The sequence below is a fragment of the Pseudoalteromonas sp. ND6B genome (assembly GCF_000764215.1).
Taxonomy (GTDB): Bacteria; Pseudomonadota; Gammaproteobacteria; order Enterobacterales; family Alteromonadaceae; genus Pseudoalteromonas; species Pseudoalteromonas tetraodonis.
In genome coordinates, this window is sequence record NZ_JQFL01000057.1 from 46,113 (window position 1) to 64,739 (window position 18,627).

Here is an 18,627-nt window from a genome sequence, read left to right on the forward strand (position 1 = left end):
TTCAGGGTTAGTATGCTAAGTGGCCGAGGCGTGCTCGGCGACTCATATTATACTTTTTTGGTCAGCCACATACCGCCAAGTACGGAAGCAAAAAATAACCAAAACTCTGTTTTAAGTGATACCAGTTGTACAAGCCCGGGGCCCGGGCACACGCCGCTTAAGCCCCAACCTAAACCAAATAAAATAGAGCCAGTAATTAACCGCGTATCGACCTTTTTTAAATCGCTAAGGCTTAGTTTGTCGTTAAACACCGGCGTGCCTTTTTTAGTGAGCCAAAACCATGCGCCCATCATAATGGTCATTGCAACAGCCATAACAATAATTAAGCTACCGTCCCATTGCTGATTAAAAGTGAGAAAGTTAAGCACTTTATCTGGGTTGGTCATGCCACTAATAATTAGTCCCAAACCAAATACAAACCCTAAAATAAGCGTAATAATTGCGTGCATGATTTACCCTACTAAATTAGCGGTGATAATGGCGATTGCCATAAACGTACAGGTTGATACCCATGAACGAGCCGAAAAGCGAGACATACCACATACGCCGTGACCACTGGTGCAGCCATTCGCTAATGTGGTTCCCGCACCGACTAAAAGCCCTGCAATAATAATCATCCAAGGGGATAAGCTTAATTCACCTACTAACAGCTCAGGGGCAAATATTTGTATAAATACACCTGCTAGCAATAACCCCATCACAAAACACAGTTTCCAACGAGAAGCTGCTGCCAGTGGATTAAAGATTGATTTTATAAGCCCTGAAATTCCCGCTACTTTACCAAATAAAACCAGTAATAACGCGCAGGCTAGACCAATTAAACCACCGCCAATAGCCCCAGATAGTGGTGTGAATTCGGTTGTCATCGTTTAAATTCTCCAAGCAAGGGATACACCCAATCCTGATTGTTCCATTGAAATTGATAGTTGTTGATTAGGCGCTAAGTAGTTTGCACCTGTTACATTTTTAGAAGGTGAATAAAAAGCCATTGCGTTAAATTGCACCGCGTCACTAAGTGCATGACTAATGCCTGCTGTAAAATGCCACTCTTGCACACCGGGCGCTAAAATATTAAATAAAATGTCAGATGATGAAATGGGTTGCTCAGTATAAGAAGCACCAAACCTAATTTTTTGTTGCTCAGTGCGTTGCCATTGATAACCCAGTTTATAAATACTCATATCGTGCCAACCAAAGCCTGCTCCGGCTTCAGCCCCTAGTGGCGCTGACATTAAATTAGTAATAGGGTTGGCGATACTTTTTACTTCACTGTAATTTATTTTTTGCCAATCAAACACCACTTGGTGCGATGGTAAAAACTGCCAAGCGGTACCGAGCTGAATAGAGTTTGGTAAATCAAACCCGCCTTGCTCTGCAAACAGGCCGCTGTAACGGTCAAATTCATCCATAGACACTGATGAACGGTAACTGGCGCCCCAGCTAAATGACGAGTTAATAATGTGGCTGATCCCAAGTTGCATTCCAATGCCTGTGCTGGTATCAACGCCATTATTAGACAGCGCCTCTGGCTTTTGCGAAAAGGCGGCAAAATTTGCCAAACCTTGTGCTTCAAATTGTTGCACTACATAAATAGCAGATACACCTAGGCGTATTTGTTCATTTAATTGATAGCTCATGGTTGGGCTGACAAATAACTGTTTTAAGTCAACACCGGTGGTGCCGCCATAAAATGTGCCTTGAGGGGCAGAATCAGCCACATATTCTGTGTTCATTCCGCCGTTACCGTAAACTAATAGGCCAATATTAATGCGCTCATTTAGTTGATGGCCAATAGCAAATTCGGGAATTGCAAATAAGCTGTTATCACTTTTTTGGTGGTTGCGTCCAAATACAGTGCATTGGGAAAGTATTCATCTACCTTTGCAGCGGTGTAGTTACGCTCAGGAGCAAATAATTCTATACCTACCGACATTTGCGTGCCATTAGCTGAAAAAGTAGCCGGGTTATTTGCACCCGACATTAATTCTTCTGATAACGCTACACCAGCACCTGCCATGCCTTTGTGAGTCATACCGTAGCCATGGGTAAAATAGCCATTCGTTGCAAATACATTAAATGTGCTTAATGCAGAGGTGAAAACAAGGCCTGAGAGTAACTGTTTTTTCATTTAAATTGAGACTAAGTAGAGAAAGTTGGCGAACAATAGCTAACTTTTTATATTCCAAAAAAGAACTTTAAAAGATTATATATACTAAAAAAGCATATTGTTTGTGGATGAGGAACAGGTAAATGAAAGGGCTTACAAAGGAGGGTTAAATACGCTGGAGTAAAACAGCATTATTAAGCGCTATTTTACTCCAGCCAAGTGATTACATTGACTCTAATTTCATGCCGCGTGTTTCTTTAATGTATTTAACCACAAAGAACACACTAATAAACGCTGAGAGAGTGTAAAAGCCATAGGCGCCTGCTAAACCAATACTACCTAGCATGATAGGGAAGGTCATAGTAATAGCAAAGTTAGCTATCCACTGCGCACTAGCAGCAACTGCAAGCGCTGCACCACGGATGCGGTTATTAAACATTTCACCAAGCAGTACCCACACAATTGGGCCCCAGCTTAAGCCAAAAAATACCACAAACAGGTTAGCCATTATTAATGCAAAGGTACCCATATTTTCGCTAAGTGCTAACTTGCCCGCTTCATCAAGTCCAGCGCTACCAAAGGTGTAGGTAAGTGCACTTAAACTAATAAACATACCTATGCTACCTACCAATAATAGTGGCTTACGACCTACTTTATCGACTAAAGCAATAGCTATAAAGGTCGATAAAATATTAGTGGTACCCGCAAGCACGTTTATAAACAGTGATTGTGATTCATCAAAACCAGCGGCTTGCCAAAGTTCTGAACCGTAATAAAATACCACGTTAATACCAACAAATTGTTGGAAAACTGATAAAGCTACACCCACCCAAACAATAGGGTGTACTTTTTTACTGCCATCAATAAATAAGTCGCGAATACTTGGTTTTTTATCACTTTGCAGAGACTGCTTCACGTCACTGATTTGCGCATCAGCATCATCGTTTGAAATTTTATTAAATACAGTTTTAGCGTGTTTAAGCTTGCCTTGTGCGACTAAGTAACGCGGTGACTCAGGAATAAAAAGTACGCCAATCAAAAATAAGCCTGCAGGAACCAGTTCAGCCCAAAACATCCAGCGCCATGCAGCTAAGTCTAACAGTAAAATACCCTCGGCACCGCCTGCGGCATTAGCAATTAGGTAGTTACTTAAAAAGGCAGCAAATAGACCAAGAACTATAGCAAGCTGCTGCAGTGTAGCTAAGCGACCGCGTAAGCTGGCAGGAGCAACTTCTGCTATATAAGCAGGCGCTAAAACAGATGCCGCACCGATACCTAATCCACCAAATAAGCGGTAAAAAATAAACTCAGCTGAGCTATCAGCAATACCAGAGCCAAATGCACTGATAGCAAATATAAGTGCAGTGACAATCATAATAGCGCGACGGCCAAATTTGTCAGCTAATGGGCCAGCAGCTAAAGCACCCAGCGCACAACCAAGTAAAACAGAGGCAACATTAAACCCTGTTGCTACACTGCTTGAGTTAAATGTATTACCTAACGCCGATACAGTGCCGTTTATAACGCCTGAATCAAAACCAAATAAAAAGCCACCAATGGCGGCAACAGCCGATATAAAAATAACGTATAAAAGTGAGCACTTTGCCGCTGCGCTTTGCTCACCTTTAGTTGCATGCTGTGTTGTCATGTTGTTCAATCCTAATTTTTATTATGTGTAATGAAGTTAAAGTACCACTAATAATTTGCGGGCAACCTTAGCACAGAGTAATCACGCTAAAAAAGATATTTCAATAGTAATACGTATGCATAAATAAATTAATTGAGTTGCGCGAGGGTCTGTTTATCTTTTGAGATTGAAGTTTCAGCAGTGTGTTTGGTTTTTAAGCAAAATAGATCTTTTGCCATGTGAATGCCCGTAAATAGGTACTAACGCTTCGTTAATTTTAAACACGCACTGCTTGAAGGGTTCTGCTATCTACACAGGTGAAGATAAGGGCCAGGGTATAAAAAGGGTGCTCGGTTTTAACTTAGTTTATTAGGTAACAAACCTCGCTGAAATTAAAGCGCCCGAGATTGAATCAATTTAAATTCTAAAAGGCTATTAACTCCTAATTGGGTTGCTAAAAGCGCTCAAATAATTATACTGTTTTTATATACAGTATTGGCGGTTTTTATGAGAAAAGAGTTACCAGCAAAATATTATTTGGCACATTTTAAAGAGCTAATAGGCTTTGTGAGCGATAAATGTATGCATTTACTTGAGCAAAAGCACATTACATTTATTAATAAAATAAACACCCTCGACGAGCAAAGCCAATGCATGCTAGCACGTATTTATTCTCGTAAGCCTTATTTAGTGCAAACTCAGTCATTAAATTATGAAGAGATTATTTCGCCTTATCAGTCACTTTTTAATTTAAAAACAGCTGGGTTAATCTGTGAACCCTCACAAGCAGACGCTAAGCAACTGCTTAGTCATCTAACAAAGCCGGCCTTAATTGAGTTGTTATCTCAACAAGAGCAGCCACCATTATTTAAAAAAAGTGCAGCTAAAAGTTGTTTAGTTGAAGTCGCTATTTCATTTTTTGAATCTAAGCCAGAGCGTCTTTCGCATTTGTATAATCAGTATGTGATCAATAATAGAGATGAGTGTTACCAGTATTTTGAATTTTTGTATATTGGCAGGCTCAGTGCCGGTGATGTTAATCATCAAAACCGGTTTGTACTAAGAGATTTAGGGGTAACTCCTGTTAGGCAAGGACATCATGAAAGTTTGTCTCGCTTTGACTCAATTGAGGAAGCGCAATCTAACTATGTGTTAAACCGTTTTCGGTTAGCCGTTAAAAACGCGAAAGATGACAATGAAAATGAGATGCTAGCAAAACAATTAATAAATGAATTAGCAGTAGGGGTTGTAGCTCGAGAGCTAAAGAATAAGTTATTGGTCATACTTTATAAGCAACTAAAAAAAACTAACCCTGTATTAGCGTTTGATGTACTTAATTCCTGCGAGGATGATGCGCACGCCCTAGAAATTCAAATAAGAGAGCAATACCGTTTAGGTAATAAAGAATGGGTAAAGGCGCAACTTGAGAAAATTATAGAAAATCCGCTCACCGATGAGTTACTGTACTTTGCGGATGACTTTTTAATGCGCAAATTTAACAAGCAAACACGCTCACGGCTTAGTGAAATGTTAGCCAGTACACGCTGTATTATAGAAGTTGATGAACTTTACCGTGGCGATGTTGAGTTAGGTGTAAGTGATCACTACACTCGTCAAGGCAAGCAGGTTTTTTATACTGAGAATACCTTGTGGCAAAGCTTATTTGCGCTGGTTTTTTGGCAGGAACTTTTTATTGAAACCCCAACCCCACCCTGCAATGAGTTTGATATTTACCCGCAAGCCTTAAAAACAGATACATTTTATTTAAATCAATCCTCGCAAGTAGAGGCGCGGCTGGCTGCGTGTAATAGTACCCAAAAATTGCTGCGTTTAGTGTGTAACCATGCAGCGAAGTATTATGAGCAACCAAATGGCTTATTTAGATGGCACAAAGATGTATTAAAGCCATTAGAGAAGCTTATTTTAAACAGCCCGATAAATGCGCTATTAAGCCATTTAAAAAACATGGCAAAAAACTACCGACAATTAAAAGATGGTTACCCCGATTTAATGATTGTTGATAACAGCGCAGTTCATTTTGAAGAGGTAAAAGCGCCCGGAGACAAGCTTAAAAGAAACCAGCTAGTGAGCATCGATAATTTAAAAAACAGTGGTTTTAAAGTCAATATTGCAGCGGTGAAGTGGTATGTAGACCCTAACCGTATTTATAGTGTGGTAGATATTGAAACTACAGGAGGCCTCAAAGGCGGTAACCGCATTACCGAAATTGGTATTGTTAAAGTAAAGCAGGGCGAAATAGTTGATACATGGACCACATTGATAAACCCAGAGCGACCCATCCCTCGTTTTATTACCAAACTAACCAGTATTAACGACGCCATGGTAAGTGATGCGCCTATATTTAGCGACATTGCTTCGACTTTATTGGATAAAATTTCGGGTAGTATTTTTGTGGCGCATAATGTTAATTTTGATTATGGCTTTATTAAAAAAGAGCTTGAGAGGATAGGAATTAATTTTAAAATGCCGAAACTGTGTACAGTCGTTGAATCACGCAAAGCATTTAAGGGATTAAAGTCATACTCACTCGGTAATTTATCGGCACACTTTAATTTAGACTTAACCAATCATCACCGTGCATTAGACGATGCCAAAGCGGCCGCGCAGTTATTATTACTGGTTCAGCAAACGGACAGTCAGTGATAGATTTACGTCAGTTAAATGCATTGTGCGTAAAGTAAAGTACCTTGTGTATAAATACAGGGTATTAAAAAAATAGGTTTATCTATTTTTAATGGGCGATTAAAACTGCGCTTATAAAAATAATCGCTGTAAGCTTTGCAATCCCATGATAATATTAAATTTATGTTAACAGGTTTTAGGGCAGATGCTTTAAAAGTGGTTATGTTTCTGAGCAAAAAAAATAATAAATTAAGGATAATAATGAATCATCAACGATTGAGTGCCACTTTGCTCGTATTGGTGGCTTTAATAACTGGCTGCAATTCGTCACCAGTCAGTCTTTACAGCGATAATACCATGAAGAAAAAAGAATATAATGGTGTTAAGGCATACAGAAAAGGGGAGTTTGAAGAGGCTTTTAACTATTTAGAAGAGCCCGCTGCATTGGGCTATAAAAGTGCACAATACACCCTAGCGTTTATGTTTTTAAAAGGGCAATATTTAGAGCAATCAACTAAGCTTGGTATGGGGTGGTTGGGTGTTGCTGCAGAAGCAGGCGTTGAAAATTGGTCACAACAATATGATACTTTTTATACTGCTGCGACAACACACGAGAAGCAAGAAATAGATGCAATTGTTGCAGTTTATATTGAGCAGTTTGGTGTTAAAGCTCAAAACATGACCTGCCGTAGGTCAACATCACCGAGACGAACATTCGGCGAAATTAAAATTGATTGTAATAAACACGATGGTATTGTCACCGTTCATGAAATACAAACAATAGAGTAAAGCTAGTTACTAACTAGCTTTTTCTCAAAGTCACTTTTTACGATATCGAGCGCTTTTAATACTTCTTCGGGCTCTACGTCGTGTTGCTCTAATATCATAATTAAATCAACAGCCAGTTTTACGTGTGTAGGGGCGTCTTCTAGCGGGTTACTCATTAATATCTTTCTTTTTAGCAATCTGATCAATCGCAAAGTTAATGGCAAGTTCAACGCGCTGCTGCATATCTAAACGATCTGTTTGAGTTAAATAAAACGCCATGTCTACATCGTATCGAATATAACGTGGGGGTAACTGATTGAGCACTGTACAGCAAAAGTCAGCCATTACATCGTCGTTGTAACGCTCATTAAGTTTACGTTTTTCTATTTCTTCTAAAACGAGTTTTTCGTAAAAGTTGTGTATATCGTCATCTAATCGCATATTCCTGCTACTCTTTTTTATTGTCTTTGTTGAGTCTATACCAAGGATTGTTATAAATCGAGAGCCGCTTTAAATAGTTGTTTATGAACACTGACTAAATCATTGATGTTACGCTGATAACCACCACCTAAAGCGCACATAAGCGGGATGTTTCGCTGCTTACAAAAGTTAAGAACGGCAAAGTCACGCGCGTATACGCCAGCCAAAGAAACATCAAATAAGCCAAGTTCGTCTTTGGTATAAATATCGGCGCCGGCATTATATAAAATAATATCGGGCTGGTGGAGACGAACACATAACTCGAGAGCTTGCTCTAGTGTTGTTAAATACTCTGCATCTATGGTGTTTGCTGGCAAGGCAAAGTCGTAGTTTGAGTGCTGTTTTTGCCGAGGAAAGTTTTGTTCACAGTGAATTGAGCAGCTAATTATCTGCTCATGGTGCTGGGTTATTTGCGCGGTACCGTCACCTTGATGCACGTCACAATCAAATATTAATACGGTGTCGGCTTGCTCCGTTGCAATAAGGTGGGCTGCAGCAATGGCTAAATCATTAAAAATACAAAAACCACTGCCGTAATTGTTATAAGCATGATGATAACCGCCACTTAAATTAACCGCTAAGCCGGTTTGCAGTGCATTCTCAGCTGCTTGAATACTGGCACCAACAGAATAAAGGGTTCGCTCGACTAGTTCAGGTGAGTGCGGAAACCCCATTTTTTTAACTGCTTTGTCAGTTAACGAGCCATTTAAAAAATCAGCGATGTACTCTGAGCTATGACACAATTTCAATTGCGCTGTTGTTGCTGGCGAAGGCGATATAAATTGGGTGTAGCCTAAACGCTCTATTTCATGCTTAAGCTGCTGATACTTTTTTATTGGAAATCGATGGCGGTCAGGTAACTCTAATTGCGAGTATAGATGGTGATAATAAAGCTGCATTAGCGTAAATGTTGTTTTTCTACTTGTTGAATTTTGTCTTCGGTGGCAGAAATTGCTTTTCTGCAACGGCCGAGTCGTGCATGAGTGGTTAAAATTTCTTGATTAAGTTTTTGTGCTTGCGCAGGTGATGCTTTTTCCATTTGTAACTTACGCTCTTCAATCATCAGTACTAGGCGGCGTTCAAACTCATGGTTTTGTTTAAGCTCATCATATAACTCATGGGATGATTGCATGATTTTTTGCACTGCTTGTTTATAAATAGGCTGTTTGGCACGAGGCTTATAATGACTTTTGTTTTCTTTCACCCAAATAGGGGTCGATTTAATTACATTAAAGACAGCTTGTACCTGACTAGCAATGCGCTCAAGTGCGTAAGTGTAGGCATGGCGGTGAGCGCTCGGTGGTAGGCTGGCTATTTCATCTTCTATTTCTACTACGTAATCAACCAAGTTCATGCTTTTGGTGCTAAATACGGCTCTGTCAAATAAGCTTGGCTGTGCCTGCATATAACGGTTTTTAGCAAATAATTTTGCTTTATCAAATTGCTCAGCTTGTTGCTTAAGCGTAGCAACTTGTTGGCGTAGTTTGTCTAAAGCAGCAGATTGCATATTAAAAGTATGCCTCGTAAATTAGTTTTAACGCTAAAAGTATAACCATAGTATTAAATACTGGGCGAATAAATTTACTGCCAAAACGAATAGCTGAATGTGCGCCAAACCATGCACCAAGCATGATAAAGAAGCCCATTGTAATTCCCAGTAAAAAGTTAACATGGCCAAGTGCAACAAAGGTGATCAGAGAGATGAAGTTAGAAACAAAATTCATTGAACGCGCCAAACCACAATTGAGTAGCAAACTCATTTTATAAAGCATACCGTTTGAGGCAGTCCAAAAAGTTCCCGTTCCAGGCCCAGCTAAACCATCAAAAAAACCTAGGCTTAATCCTTGTAGCCACTGTTTTACTTTTATTGTGCGGGTTAATTTAGGCAGATCATCACTTTGTGTGGTACTTAAATTACCAAACAAGCTGTAGCAAGCCACTAAAATAATAATAATGGGTAAGAGCTTATTTAAAAACTCGATACTTAAATGATCAACAATAAGTGTGCCTAACAAAGCACCTATGGCGGTAGCCATAATAGAAGCAAACCAAAATCGTGGGTTAAATAGTTGTTTTTTATAATAGGTGATACTGGCCGTTAACGAGCCAAAACTGGCGGCCAATTTATTAGTGCCAAGCGTTAAATGAGGAGGTAATCCTGCCGTTAACAGTGCTGGTACAGTGAGTAATCCACCGCCGCCAGCAATAGCATCAATAAAGCCAGCTAAAAGTGCAACGCCACATAAAATAGCCCAAGTTGTTGGGTCGAGTGCAAGTTCAAACATCAGTAATCTATTTGTCTTTTAAAAGGTGGTAAGGTGTCAAGCATGGCTTTGCCATATCGTTTGGTGACTAGGCGTCTATCTAAAATAGTTATTGTGCCTGCATCACTTTCTTTACGCAGCAGTCTACCACAGCTTTGTACCAATTTCTTTGCTGCGTCTGGGACGGTTATCGATAAAAACGGATTACCGCCTTTACTTTGCACAAACTCTGCTTGCGCTTCTTCGATAGGCGAGGTGGGCACCGCAAACGGAATTTTGGTAATAATCAGGTTTTCTAAATACTTCCCAGGTAAATCAAGCCCTTCAGAAAGACTTTGGGTACCAAATAAAATACTGCCCTTGCCTTCATCAATATTTTTAGTATGTAATTTGAGTAAAGCTTCTCGTGACATTTCACCTTGTACTAATAAGTTAAATCCTTTTGTTCTAAGAAACTTACTTACATGGTCCATTTGCCAGTAAGAGGCAAACAACACTAAATTGGCTTTTTTAGTGTTTAGATACTCGGGTAGTGTTTTAGCAATATGATCGCTAAATTCTTTATCTGTTGGCTCTATACTTGAGGCCGGAATGCGTAAAGTGGCTTGTTTTGGGTAGTCAAATGGAGAAGGGACTTTAATAAATTTCACCCCTTCCTCTTTGGCAAGGCCGCTTTCATATGCAAAATGATCAAATGAACCGAGTGCGCTCAAGGTAGCTGAACATAACACGGCTCCAGCACATTCGCTCCACAGCTTATCTTTTAAATAGTAACCGACCTCAATGGGGCAGTCGCTAAGCAAGTGATCATGATGGCTTTTATATTCAAGTCGTTTTATCCATCGCGCATGCGGTGTGCCTTCGCCTTTAGTAGCGTAACTAAACCATAATTTATTAAGTTGTTCTAACCGGTTTATGTATTGCCCACTTTCAGCCAGAATGGGGTCGGCAACATAAGGTTTAATATCACCGTCGCTTACATCTTGTGTGAGGGTATCGTGCATCTTATTTAAACACCGTAATGCATCAAGCGTGGCTTCGCTAATGTCTTTTGCTTTTGCGTGTAACGATTTAGGAATTTCACCATGTTCAAAGCGATAGGTATCGTCTTTTGAATATTCAAAATCGGCGTTGTCGAGTATATCGCGCACCACTTTTAAATCTTTGTTGGCATCGTTAACGCTATCGCATAACTTAAAGTTTTGCCCAATACCTTTTTGACCCACTAACACTTTGGCCATTTTGCCACTGAATTTAGTAAGTTTGTCGAGCCAATCTATCGTGCCTTTTATCGTAGCTGCAGCAGATGAAAAGTCGCGGGTAATATGTGCAAGGTGGTGCGCTTCATCGATTACATAAATGGTGTTGTCGGGCTCGGGTAAAATTTTTCCGCCCCCTAAGTCTAAATCGGCTAACAGTAACGAATGGTTTATAACCAATACATCCATTTGCATTAACTGCTGGCGGGCGAGTTGAAAAGGACATGTTTGGTGTGCTTTCATCTGGCGTTGGCAAGCATGCTTATCGCAAGCAATGAGCCCCCATACTCTATCAGGAATGGTATCGGCCCAGCTGTCTCTATCACCTTGCCATTTTTTATTGATATAGGCATCGTAAAGTTGCTTTAAGCACTTAGTTTCCATATCGCTTAATGGCGATGTAAGGGTAGGCATAAACTCCATTTGAGTTTGGCTATCGCTGTTTAGTGCATTATGAAGTTTGTGTGCACAAATATAACGTTGGCGACCTTTGACTAAATCAAATTTAAAATCGAGTCCTGAGTGCTTTTTAAAAAACGGCAGTTCTTTAGCGATTAACTGCTCTTGCAAAGCCACAGTAGCCGTAGAAATAACCAGTTTCTTTTTTTGTGCTAATGCCAGTGGCAGAGCGCCTAGGCAGTAAGCTAATGACTTGCCTGTGCCTGTGCCTGCTTCAATAACACAAATACGTTGTTTTTTATGGTATTCACCGGCTAATGTTTTGGCGATTTCAGCAACTAAATAGTTTTGACTACTGCGAGGGCGGTAATCGGTTAGGTTATTTGCAACATGCTGGTGTACTTGTCTAATTGTTTTTTTAAGTGAGCTCGATAGCATGTGATGATTAACCTAAAATATGTATATAATTACAGTGTATATATTAAGTGGGATCGAACATTGACACAAGCAATCTATCAGGGCTTTATTTTATCAAGGCAACAATACAGCGCTAAAAATACGCAAGGTATTACTTTGTGCTATTGGCTAAGCTCTGAACATGGCCCACTTAAAGTTATTATTGAAAACCAGCAGGCAGTGTTTTTCATCTCATTGTCAGCGCAACATTCTGCAAATACTTTACTCGCACAGGCAAATATAAAAGCGCAGTTTAATAAGGTTGAGTTGTGTCATTTTAGTGGCAACGAATGTGTTGCCTGTTACTTTAACGATATAAAAAGTTTATATACTGCACGCGCTCTTTTAGAGCAAGCAATGCCTATTTACGAAGCCGATGTACGCCACAGCGACCGCTTTTTAATGGAGCGCTTTATTAAAGGAGGTGTGTGGGTAACGGGTAACGCCACAACTAAAAATGGCTTTATTGAAATTAGTGACGCAAAGTTAAAAGCAAACAAAGATTACACGCCAACGCTTACGTCTGTTTCTTTGGATATAGAATGTAATGGCGATGGAGTGTTATTTAGTGTAGCACTTGTGGGAAATGGCTTAGATTGTGTATTGATGATAGGGGAGCCGCAGCAAAGTGATTCGACATTTGAAATAGACTGGTGCTATGACGAAATTAACCTGCTTACCAAGTTGCAGCAGTACATTATAAATAACGATCCTGATGTTATTATTGGTTGGAATGTTATTGATTTTGACTTTAGTTTATTGCAAGAACGCGCAGAGGCGTTAGGACTTACCCTTAACTTTGGCCGAGATAATCAACCTTTGTATATTAATAAAGGCCATTACACCCGATTAACGCTTCCTGGGCGGTGCGTCATTGATGGCATTGATACATTAAAAAATGCCACTTACCGATTTGACAGCTTTTCATTAGCCAATGTTGCAGAGCGTGTGCTTAACGAATCTAAATTAATAAAAACCGACAACCGACTAACTGAAATTGTTCGTCAATTTAACGAAGATAAGCTTTCTCTAGCGGCTTATAATCGTCAAGATTGTATTTTGGTTAATCAAATTTTCGAAAAATTAAAGCTATTTGAATTTGCCATTGTCAGAACCCAAATAACAGGGCTCGAACTGGAACGCATGGGTGGCTCGGTTGCCGCATTTACAAACTTATATTTACCGTTATTACATCGCAGTGGTTATGTTGCCCCCAACTTAGGTGATCATGGGCTCTCATTTGAGAGCCCTGGTGGCTATGTGATGGAGTCGACCCCAGGGCTGTATAAAAACGTTTTGGTATTGGATTTTAAAAGCCTATACCCTTCAATTATGCGTACGTTTTGTATTGACCCGCTAGGTTTAATCGCAGGGTTAAATGCACCAGAGCATGCGGTTGAAGGATTTAATCAGGCGTTATTCTCAAGAACGCAGCACCATCTCCCCAAATTAATTGCCCACCTCACCCAAACACGGCAAGAGGCAAAAGACACTAATCAACCTATGCTCTCGCAAGCGATTAAAATTATTATGAATAGTTTATATGGCGTACTCGGCTCTAAGGGTTGTCGGTTTTACGACCCGCGTTTATCGAGTTCTATCACGTTACGTGGCCATGAGATAATGCAAACAACCCGTAAATGGATAGAAGTGCAAGGCTTTGAGGTGATATATGGTGATACCGACTCTACGTTTGTAAAACTTTGCGAAGATAAAAGCCCTCAGGAGTGTAACGAAATTGGCTGCCAACTTGTTCATCATATTAATACCATGTGGCAAGCTGATTTAAAACAACGCTATGATTTACAAAGTTATTTAGAAATTGAATTTGAAACTCATTACAGTCCGTTTTTTATGCCAACTATACGAGGTAAAAAAACAGGCTCTAAAAAGCGATATGTAGGGCAAGTAACCAAAAATAATGAAAAAAAACTGGTATTTAAAGGTATGGAAACGGTACGTAGTGACTGGACTGAATTTGCACAAGAATTTCAAACCGAATTATTTGAGACGTTATTTACTGACAACTTCGAAATACAGCAACTGCACGATATTATAAATAGCTACACTCAAAAACTTTATAATGGTGAGTTCGACCGTAAATTAGTATATAGAAAGCGGTTAGGGCAGCACCTTAACGATTACATCAAAAATATTCCTCCTCATGTTCAAGCTGTTAAAAAATACAAAGCGAATCATCCTGAGTTTGAAATAAAACGCGGGCAGGTGATTGAATATGTTTACGCAGTAACCGGCGCTGAACTTTATAACGGTAAAAACATACTGAACTACCCACTGTACATTCAAAGACAGCTCGACCCTGTTGCGCAAATGATATTAAGCGCATTAAACACAGCATCTGAATCTACACAAGCCTCGTTGTTTTAGCTTAACTATGAGCTTAAAAAGTCTTTTATAGTTAATTATTCGCCTATAAACTTCAAAGGTGAATAAAAAATTTAAAGGTAAATTAACAATTGTGGCCTTGGTTACAATTTTATCTAAAAAGAATACAAAGCGTAATTTAAAAAATCATTTATTCAAACTCATAAAAATCAATTGTTTACCATGATGTTGTTTTTAATTCTCAAGTTTGTTTCTAAATCGTATCCATAAATTAATTTAAAAAACTAATAAAATACCGCCAAAAATGATAATGAAAAGTCATGCAAAGTGCTTTTAAAGTTAATTTAATGTTGACCGCGTTGTGTTTGAAGTATTATCATCTGAAGCGTGATCACAAATTAATTAACAAGGTGTGATCAAAAAAATACAAAAACAAATAGTATTCTAGGGAGAATCAAATGTTAAATAACAAAGTTTCAAAAGCAGTTCGCTTAGCGATCGCTTTTGGTGCAGCTTCTACTGCTGCTTTCTCAGCAAGTTCATTTGCTGCAGAAGAAGGCGCAGAAAAAGTTGAACGTATTCAGGTTACAGGTTCACGCATCAAGCGTACTGATTTAGAAAGTGCTAGCCCGGTTTTAGTTCTTAGCCGTGATGATTTAAATGTTAGTGGTCAATTAAGCATCGGTGACATTCTTCAACAAATTCCAGCTGCGGGTGCTGCACTTAATACTGCCTTTAATAACGGTGGTACTGGCGCAACAAACATGGATTTACGTAACTTAGGCGCACAACGTCTTCTTGTATTAGTAAATGGTAAGCGCTGGGTTTCATCTTTAGGTTCTACAGTTGATTTAAACACAATCCCATCGTCAGCGATTGAACGTGTTGAAGTTGTTAAAGACGGCGCTTCTGCTATCTACGGTTCTGATGCTATTGCTGGTGTTGTAAATATCATCACTCGTAAAGATTTTGAAGGTGTTGAGGTTTCTGTATACGGTGGTGAAAACTTAAAGTACAACGATGGTCGCCAGTATTCTGCAGACATCACTGTTGGTACTACTTCAGACCGCGGTGGCTTAATGTTTAATGCTAGCCATGTAACTCAACAAGAAATTTGGGCAGGTGATCGCGATATTTCTTCTATGGGTAACAGCTCTACAACTGAAAAAGGCCGTTTACGTCTTACTTCAAGTGCAATCAGCCCTGAACTTCGTGATAGCTTACTTGCTCAAGGTTACACTGAAAACAACGCTGGTAAGTCAAACGCTGGTTTTGATTTAGTTCCTAATGGCGCAGGTTCAGCTGTAGGTTTAGATTCATTCCGTGACCGAGCTGGTGATGTTTACAACTACGCGCCTGAAAACTACCTTGCAACGCCACAAGAGCGTAACAGTTTTTATGTTCAAGCTTTTTATGACTTAAGTGATGACGTTCGTTTCGTATCAGATTTCATGATGACTAACCGTAAATCTTCACAGCTACTTGCAGCGATGCCATTAACAATTGGTGCATCTTTTGGTGCAGCAGCTAGCCGAGTAGACATCCACGAAAATAATATCTACAACCCATTTGGTGAAACACTTTATGGTGATGCTTCTCGCTCAGGTGTAGAAGGTTATATCCCATTTGCTGGTCAACGTCGTTTTGTAGAAGCTGGTAACCGTATTTACAGACAAAATGATACTACTTACCGTGCAATGGTTGGTTTAGAGGGCGGTATTGGTGATACATCTTGGGTTTGGGATGCTTCTTACATTTATGGTAAGAATAGCCAAGACGTTTTAACAACAGGTCTACTTAACCTTACTCGTATAAACCAAGCATTAGGTGACAACTGTAATGCATCTACTTCTTGTGTACCACTTAACCTATTTGGTGGTGCTGGCTCAATTACACAAGATATGGTTGATTTTGTAACATTTGACAGTGTTTCTCGTGAAGGTTTAGAACTTAAAGATTACACAGTAAACTTTGCTGGTGATGCATTTGAGTTACCTGCAGGTGTTGTAGGTATGGCCGTTGGCTTTGAACGTCGTGAAGAGTCAGGTTACGATACGCCTGATCCACTAACTCAAAGTGGTGAAACTTCAGGTAACCAACGTGATGCAACTTCAGGTGGCTTCCGCTTAGATGAAGCTTATGTAGAACTTTCAATTCCAGTATTTGATGGTTTAACTATTGCACCAGCAATTAGATTCTCTGACCACAGCGCATATGGTAGCAATTCTACAGCTAAAGTTGGTGTTGAATACCGTCCAATGGATGATTTACTTCTTCGTGGTACTTGGGCTGAAGGTTACCGAGCTCCTTCAATCTCTGACTTATATGCAGGTAATGCAGATGCATACCCTACATTAACAGACCCGTGTAACTCTGTAGAAGGTGTTGTTCCAAGCCTACCTGGTTGTGCTGGCGTACCAAATGGTTACACGCAAGCTAATACACAGATCCGTGAAACTCGCGTTTCTTCTCCAGATTTACAACCAGAAGAATCAGAATCTAAAACGTTTGGTATTGTTTATAACCCAAGCTATGTTGATGGTTTAGAATTCACAATCGATTACTACGATATCGAAGTTGAAAACTCAATTGGTCGTTACGGTTCTAATCGTATATTGAACGAGTGTACTTCAGGAAGTAATGCATCTTCTTGTGATTACATTGACCGTGATGCTAACGGTAATATCGTTGATTTACGTAACTTCCTACAAAACTCAGGTACCTACAATGTTGAAGGTATAGATTTTTATACTGCATACAAGTTTGATACTGAGTACGGTAGCTTCAGAACATCTCTTGATTTGTCTTATGTAATGACTAACGAGTTCGATGGCGAAGATCAAGTAGGCGTACAGTATGGTGATGCTGGTTATCCTGAATATAAAGGCACATTTGCTCTAGATTGGTCTCAAGGTGACTTTGATGCGCATTGGCAAACACGTTATGTTGACCGTATGCAAAACTACTATGACATAGCTTACGGCGCAGAAAATTACCCAGGTATGGCTGATTACATTGGTTCTTACTTTGTACATGATGTATCTGTAGGTTATGCGCTAGACGCTTACAACACTAAAATTAGTGTAGGTATTGAGAACTTATTCGCGAAAGAACCTTCTCGTGAATACACTAACAATGACTTTGCAATCTCAACTAACAACTTCTCTGTTACAGAGTACGACGTTAATATGGATCGCTTTGTATATGTACGAGCTACAATTAAGTTCTAATAACTTAGAAACTTAAACTTTATTTAAAAGCCACTTTTTAGTGGCTTTTTTATTTTTGGAATATTTATGATTCAACTAAATAAAAATATTGATGTAGTTAATTTACATAGGGAATACTCTAAAAATAAGAGAATTATGGTTGATAGTGTTTTAGAGTTTGATGGTTTTTCTAAAATTACAGAAAAATTAAAACACAATATTCCTTATTTGAATGCATATTCTTTAAATGGCCAATACATTCAATCATCAGATGATGAATTAAAAAATATGTCTCCCAATAAAATGAGAGCGCTTCAGCAGACTATTTATGAAAATGCGAGTAAAGGGGTTGGCTTTTTTTATGGGCGATATGAAATAACTCAGAATGAAAAAGATGAGTTACTAAAGGAGCTATTTAATTATCTTAATGGCCAAGAAGTTTTAAAATTGATTAGTGATGTTACAGGTGTAAAGGGTTTAAAAAGTGCAAGTGTGCAATTAACACGCTATGTACCAGGAAATTTTTTGACACGACATAATGATGTACTCCCTACAAAGCAAAGAGCAATCGCTTTTGTTTTTGGTTTTACACCACAGTGGCACCCAGACTGGGGTGGTTTGTTACATTTTTATGAAATGGATGGAATGCTGACAGAGACGTTTATGCCCAAAAGTAATGTTTTATCCCTTTTTGATGTGCAATTACCACATTCTGTTTCTTATGTAACTCCATTTGCTCGTGCTGCAAGATACTCAATTACTGGCTGGTTTAACTTAAAATAATATTATTTAAGCGATGCCAAGTTAGTTTTATTAAGACTAATTAACATCTTTATTAATATGAGTAATAGGTAATCAGTAAAATTCTATTTAGACGAGGAGCCATGTAATTCTAAGAAATTGATAGATGAAAAAATTATTATTTGCTCTAAATAAAGCAAGTATTGTGATAATAAACTCATACAAAATAATTACTTAAGTCAAATTAAGTTATTTAGTATTTAAACCTTATAATTAGCCCAAGCTTTTGATACTAAATAATTAATTTTTTTAAAAGTATACTTTTAAT

Annotated in this window: 16 protein-coding genes; 5 read left to right on the plus strand and 11 right to left on the minus strand. The window is 39.0% G+C overall.

Features of this window, described 5'->3' with window-relative positions; all coding sequences use genetic code 11:
- Positions 1 to 47 precede the first annotated feature (47 nt).
- From ND6B_RS06590 to ND6B_RS06580, 5 genes are all read right to left on the minus strand, one after another.
- Entirely contained in the window at positions 48 to 449 is a 402-nt protein-coding gene (locus ND6B_RS06590; RefSeq protein ID WP_013465390.1) for a DUF6691 family protein, read from the minus strand.
- A 3-nt stretch (positions 450 to 452) separates the two neighbouring features.
- Positions 453 to 866, minus strand: a complete 414-nt coding sequence (locus tag ND6B_RS06585; protein ID WP_033103778.1) for a YeeE/YedE family protein — start codon at positions 864 to 866, stop codon at positions 453 to 455.
- Between the two features lie 3 nt (positions 867 to 869).
- Positions 870 to 1,871: an OmpP1/FadL family transporter gene (locus ND6B_RS19655; protein ID WP_318249077.1), complete on the minus strand. Its 1,002-nt coding sequence runs from the start codon at positions 1,869 to 1,871 to the stop codon at positions 870 to 872.
- On the minus strand, positions 1,778 to 2,128 hold the full coding sequence (locus ND6B_RS20400; protein WP_235420492.1) for a hypothetical protein: 351 nt from the start codon (positions 2,126 to 2,128) through the stop codon (positions 1,778 to 1,780). Before ND6B_RS20400 ends, ND6B_RS19655 begins: the two co-directional genes overlap by 94 nt.
- A gap of 202 nt (positions 2,129 to 2,330) precedes the next feature.
- Complete coding sequence (locus ND6B_RS06580) at positions 2,331 to 3,755, minus strand: sugar porter family MFS transporter (protein WP_033103779.1); 1,425 nt, start codon at positions 3,753 to 3,755, stop codon at positions 2,331 to 2,333.
- A 486-nt stretch (positions 3,756 to 4,241) separates the two neighbouring features.
- On the opposite strand from ND6B_RS06580, the gene ND6B_RS06575 reads away from it, so the two are divergent.
- Both ND6B_RS06575 and ND6B_RS06570 read left to right on the plus strand, forming a co-directional pair.
- Positions 4,242 to 6,398: an exonuclease domain-containing protein gene (locus tag ND6B_RS06575; RefSeq protein ID WP_033103780.1), complete on the plus strand. Its 2,157-nt coding sequence runs from the start codon at positions 4,242 to 4,244 to the stop codon at positions 6,396 to 6,398.
- A 240-nt stretch (positions 6,399 to 6,638) separates the two neighbouring features.
- On the plus strand, positions 6,639 to 7,166 hold the full coding sequence (locus tag ND6B_RS06570; protein WP_033103781.1) for a sel1 repeat family protein: 528 nt from the start codon (positions 6,639 to 6,641) through the stop codon (positions 7,164 to 7,166).
- A gap of 2 nt (positions 7,167 to 7,168) precedes the next feature.
- On the opposite strand, the gene ND6B_RS19975 is transcribed toward ND6B_RS06570, so the two are convergent.
- From ND6B_RS19975 to dinG, 6 genes are read right to left on the minus strand one after another with little or no spacing between them, the layout of a single operon-like run.
- Entirely contained in the window at positions 7,169 to 7,321 is a 153-nt protein-coding gene (locus ND6B_RS19975) for a YbaM family protein (protein WP_081745130.1), read from the minus strand.
- Complete coding sequence (locus tag ND6B_RS06565; protein WP_013465384.1) at positions 7,314 to 7,586, minus strand: late competence development ComFB family protein; 273 nt, start codon at positions 7,584 to 7,586, stop codon at positions 7,314 to 7,316. Before ND6B_RS06565 ends, ND6B_RS19975 begins: the two co-directional genes overlap by 8 nt.
- A gap of 50 nt (positions 7,587 to 7,636) precedes the next feature.
- Positions 7,637 to 8,524 (minus strand): histone deacetylase family protein, encoded by an 888-nt coding sequence (locus tag ND6B_RS06560; protein WP_033103782.1) that lies wholly within the window; start codon positions 8,522 to 8,524, stop codon positions 7,637 to 7,639.
- Positions 8,524 to 9,132: a primosomal replication protein gene (locus ND6B_RS06555; RefSeq protein ID WP_033103783.1), complete on the minus strand. Its 609-nt coding sequence runs from the start codon at positions 9,130 to 9,132 to the stop codon at positions 8,524 to 8,526. Before ND6B_RS06555 ends, ND6B_RS06560 begins: the two co-directional genes overlap by 1 nt.
- 1 nt (position 9,133) lies before the next feature.
- Positions 9,134 to 9,910, minus strand: coding sequence for a TSUP family transporter (locus ND6B_RS06550; RefSeq protein WP_016898974.1), 777 nt, complete (start codon positions 9,908 to 9,910; stop codon positions 9,134 to 9,136).
- On the minus strand, positions 9,910 to 11,985 hold the full coding sequence (dinG, locus tag ND6B_RS06545) for an ATP-dependent DNA helicase DinG (protein ID WP_033103784.1): 2,076 nt from the start codon (positions 11,983 to 11,985) through the stop codon (positions 9,910 to 9,912). Before dinG ends, ND6B_RS06550 begins: the two co-directional genes overlap by 1 nt.
- A 60-nt stretch (positions 11,986 to 12,045) precedes the next feature.
- Between dinG and ND6B_RS06540 the strand changes: the two genes are divergently transcribed.
- The 3 genes from ND6B_RS06540 to ND6B_RS06530 all read left to right on the plus strand — a co-directional run bounded on the left by ND6B_RS06540 (position 12,046) and on the right by ND6B_RS06530 (position 18,341).
- Positions 12,046 to 14,391, plus strand: coding sequence for a DNA polymerase II (locus ND6B_RS06540; RefSeq protein ID WP_033103823.1), 2,346 nt, complete (start codon positions 12,046 to 12,048; stop codon positions 14,389 to 14,391).
- A gap of 416 nt (positions 14,392 to 14,807) precedes the next feature.
- Entirely contained in the window at positions 14,808 to 17,579 is a 2,772-nt protein-coding gene (locus tag ND6B_RS06535; protein ID WP_033103785.1) for a TonB-dependent receptor plug domain-containing protein, read from the plus strand.
- A 66-nt stretch (positions 17,580 to 17,645) separates the two neighbouring features.
- Positions 17,646 to 18,341, plus strand: a complete 696-nt coding sequence (locus tag ND6B_RS06530) for a 2OG-Fe(II) oxygenase (protein WP_028834068.1) — start codon at positions 17,646 to 17,648, stop codon at positions 18,339 to 18,341.
- The last annotated feature ends 286 nt before the right edge of the window (positions 18,342 to 18,627 follow it).

What these genes read in the sequence shown, in the direction of transcription:
- dinG (WP_033103784.1), bottom strand. Translation starts at nt 11,985, where the DNA reads ATGCTATCGAGCTCACTTAAAAAAACAATTAGACAAGTACACCAGCAT.
- ND6B_RS06535 (WP_033103785.1), top strand. Translation starts at nt 14,808, where the DNA reads ATGTTAAATAACAAAGTTTCAAAAGCAGTTCGCTTAGCGATCGCTTTT.
- ND6B_RS06575 (WP_033103780.1), top strand. Translation starts at nt 4,242, where the DNA reads ATGAGAAAAGAGTTACCAGCAAAATATTATTTGGCACATTTTAAAGAG.
- ND6B_RS06530 (WP_028834068.1), top strand. Translation starts at nt 17,646, where the DNA reads ATGATTCAACTAAATAAAAATATTGATGTAGTTAATTTACATAGGGAA.
- ND6B_RS06580 (WP_033103779.1), bottom strand. Translation starts at nt 3,755, where the DNA reads ATGACAACACAGCATGCAACTAAAGGTGAGCAAAGCGCAGCGGCAAAG.
- ND6B_RS06570 (WP_033103781.1), top strand. Translation starts at nt 6,639, where the DNA reads ATGAATCATCAACGATTGAGTGCCACTTTGCTCGTATTGGTGGCTTTA.
- ND6B_RS20400 (WP_235420492.1), bottom strand. Translation starts at nt 2,128, where the DNA reads ATGAAAAAACAGTTACTCTCAGGCCTTGTTTTCACCTCTGCATTAAGC.
- ND6B_RS06560 (WP_033103782.1), bottom strand. Translation starts at nt 8,524, where the DNA reads ATGCAGCTTTATTATCACCATCTATACTCGCAATTAGAGTTACCTGAC.
- ND6B_RS19975 (WP_081745130.1), bottom strand. Translation starts at nt 7,321, where the DNA reads ATGAGTAACCCGCTAGAAGACGCCCCTACACACGTAAAACTGGCTGTT.
- ND6B_RS06590 (WP_013465390.1), bottom strand. Translation starts at nt 449, where the DNA reads ATGCACGCAATTATTACGCTTATTTTAGGGTTTGTATTTGGTTTGGGA.
- ND6B_RS06565 (WP_013465384.1), bottom strand. Translation starts at nt 7,586, where the DNA reads ATGCGATTAGATGACGATATACACAACTTTTACGAAAAACTCGTTTTA.
- ND6B_RS06555 (WP_033103783.1), bottom strand. Translation starts at nt 9,132, where the DNA reads ATGCAATCTGCTGCTTTAGACAAACTACGCCAACAAGTTGCTACGCTT.
- ND6B_RS06550 (WP_016898974.1), bottom strand. Translation starts at nt 9,910, where the DNA reads ATGTTTGAACTTGCACTCGACCCAACAACTTGGGCTATTTTATGTGGC.
- ND6B_RS06585 (WP_033103778.1), bottom strand. Translation starts at nt 866, where the DNA reads ATGACAACCGAATTCACACCACTATCTGGGGCTATTGGCGGTGGTTTA.